This window comes from Methylophilus sp. (genome assembly GCF_035460085.1).
Classification (GTDB): Bacteria; Pseudomonadota; Gammaproteobacteria; order Burkholderiales; family Methylophilaceae; genus Methylophilus.
On record NZ_DATHWZ010000111.1, the window covers coordinates 1 to 2,411 of the forward strand.

A 2,411-nucleotide genomic window follows, 5' to 3' on the forward strand; every position below is an offset into this window, starting at 1 on the left:
CCAAAATGTAGATGTGAATGACTTGCCACCAGAGTTAAAAGAAGACTCTAGCAAGCAAAACAGCGGCGGCTCCTGGCAAGAGGCTTTGGCACAAGAAGTGACTGATGCACTCAACCGCGGCGAAACAAATATTCTGGATGCAAAAACCAAAGAGTTTGAGCGCATTTTAATCACGCGTGCATTAGCGCATACTGATGGCCGCCGTATTGAGGCCGCTAATCAGCTGGGTATGGGACGCAATACCCTTACGCGTAAGATCCAGGAACTGGGGATTGATGATTAGTCATCAAATCTTGATTTGTTGACTACGCCAGAGAGGGAAAGAACTGTGCTTTTGTGCATCAATGCTGCTGACAAAAAAGACCTGTGCCAACCTAGAGTCCTTTAGGGTTTTGCCAAAGAACTTGTTGGCAGCATGATAATGTCGACCTTCATATAAAATTAAGGTGTTATAAACATTATTAATGCGCACAATTTCATCAAACATTGAGTGATAGCCGGTATCCATCGCAATGGTGCCTGCAGCAAATCGCTTATCATTTTCCTTGAGCGCTTTTTCATAAGCAGTCTGATCAAATTGTTTATTTCTTCTAAATAATGAAGTTCCAGAATCCAAAGGTGCATCAGGACTTAGATATAGCACTGCGGCAAACACCGCATTACCATCGGTATGAATTACTCCCCTTCCATAATCTTCACTTACACTTTGAAAGTTAGTGGAGATCGCCCAGCGCATATGTTCATAGTCAGAATTATGAAATAGCGAAATAATCTTATTGCTGACTTTTTCAAATAAAGGCTTATTGATCACAGACAGGTCTTTTGTTCGTGCGCCAGGGAAAACATATGGCACATCTTTTAACTGATGGCGATACTGATATTTCTGACTTAATGCAAATGCACGCACAGCATCTGGATCTTCATAAAAATTTTCTACAATCGTAACTGGGTACAAATTCATAATTGACCATCGCTGAATTAAATTAGTGTCTTAAACATAGATAAAAAAACGGCAACCGAAGTTGCCGTTTTTTACTGACTTTTAATTTAAGCAGAATATTCTGCAATTAAACTAGAAGAACAGGATCGCGCCCAGAGAAATAGTTTTTGCTTTACCTTCTAAATCCGCTGCAGCACGTTGATCCAACTCACGCTTAGTCTGTGAGTATTCAGCAACCAAGTTCAGATGCTTAGTCAGTGGGTGGTAAGCACCAAGTACCCACATAGAGTCTTGCACTTCGCTAAATGTATCAGCACCATTACCATCTAATGTAGAACGACCATAGCTAGCACCCAATTTAGTGCCTACGCCTGGCAATGCATAAGTAGCTTGCGTATACCATTGGTCAGACTTACGTGTATTACCTGCAGCATCCAAACCACCTTGGAATTGCAGAGTTTGGCCGATACCTTCACCTTTGCCATAGTAACCTGTCAAGCCAAAGCCAGCTAAGTTAATTGTTGTACCAGCATCCCAACCCCAAGCTCTTTCTTTACCGCCTGGAGTAGTTGCTGCACCTGCAGCGTTACCTACGCCAGAGATGTTTTGTGTGATCGCAGATGACCATACTTTACCAGCAACATCACCTGTCCACTCGTAAGAAGCTTTAGCTTCGTATGCAGATTGTGAACCTGAACGATCAGTACTACCTGCACCACCTAATGCTGCAACTGCGTTCCAGCCTTGTGTTACACCAGCAGTGAATTGAAAACCATTCCAGTTTGGTGATGTGTAAGCAATTTGGGATTTCCAGTCAGCATACATGTAACCAGTACCGATACGACCCAAAGTTGTTGTGTTACCAGCCAAGTTACCAGCACCAGCACCCACGCCCAGCAATGTCATGTCGTTCAGAATAGCGTCTGAACCATAGATACCTAAGTCTTTACCAACTTTGATAGAACCCCAAGAAGCATCACCGAATGTCAAGAATGCCTGACGGTTTTCTTGTTGTGAACCTTGCACACCAGATTGAGTTGTAGAAGCACCTGGGTTAATGCTGATTGTGAAACCAACATCCAGATCGTTCTGACGTGTTTTACCAGAAACGCTCAGGTAGTTTGGCAACAAACCAGTAGTAATATTGTTTTGTGAGCTAGCATCACCAGCGCCCAGGCCCAAAGGACCAGTACCAGCACCAGTATCGCCAGTGAATTTAGTTGTTGTGTAGAAAGCGTTAACCACACCACCGATGTCCAGAGTCCAGTCACCAGCTGGGATAACGATACCAGCTTGAGCGCCAGTAGTTGCAGCGAACAGAGCTGCTGCTACTGCAACGTTTAATTTTGTATTCATACGAATCTCCAAAAATGTTGTTTTTACAACTTGTGTAAGGATATTGCTTTTGGCCAGATGTTTAAAAACATCCGTACCTCAAGTAACTCCCTCGGAATCGCTCCAAGCATTTCCA

Annotated in this window: 3 protein-coding genes; 1 reads left to right on the forward strand and 2 read right to left on the reverse strand. The window is 43.3% G+C overall.

Annotation, left to right across the window (positions count from 1 at the left end):
* On the forward strand, positions 1 to 283 hold a 283-nt coding region (locus VK958_RS13785), incomplete at its 5' end, for a helix-turn-helix domain-containing protein (RefSeq protein ID WP_325242318.1).
* A 3-nt stretch (positions 284 to 286) separates the two neighbouring features.
* On the opposite strand, the gene VK958_RS13790 is transcribed toward VK958_RS13785, so the two are convergent.
* Together VK958_RS13790 and VK958_RS13795 are read right to left on the reverse strand one after the other, a co-directional pair.
* Positions 287 to 961, reverse strand: a complete 675-nt coding sequence (locus VK958_RS13790) for a DUF6445 family protein (RefSeq protein WP_325242320.1) — start codon at positions 959 to 961, stop codon at positions 287 to 289.
* A 111-nt stretch (positions 962 to 1,072) separates the two neighbouring features.
* Entirely contained in the window at positions 1,073 to 2,296 is a 1,224-nt protein-coding gene (locus VK958_RS13795) for a porin (RefSeq protein WP_325242322.1), read from the reverse strand.
* Between the last annotated feature and the right edge of the window lie 115 nt (positions 2,297 to 2,411).

What these genes read in the sequence shown, in the direction of transcription:
- VK958_RS13790 (WP_325242320.1), bottom strand. Translation starts at nt 961, where the DNA reads ATGAATTTGTACCCAGTTACGATTGTAGAAAATTTTTATGAAGATCCA.
- VK958_RS13795 (WP_325242322.1), bottom strand. Translation starts at nt 2,296, where the DNA reads ATGAATACAAAATTAAACGTTGCAGTAGCAGCAGCTCTGTTCGCTGCA.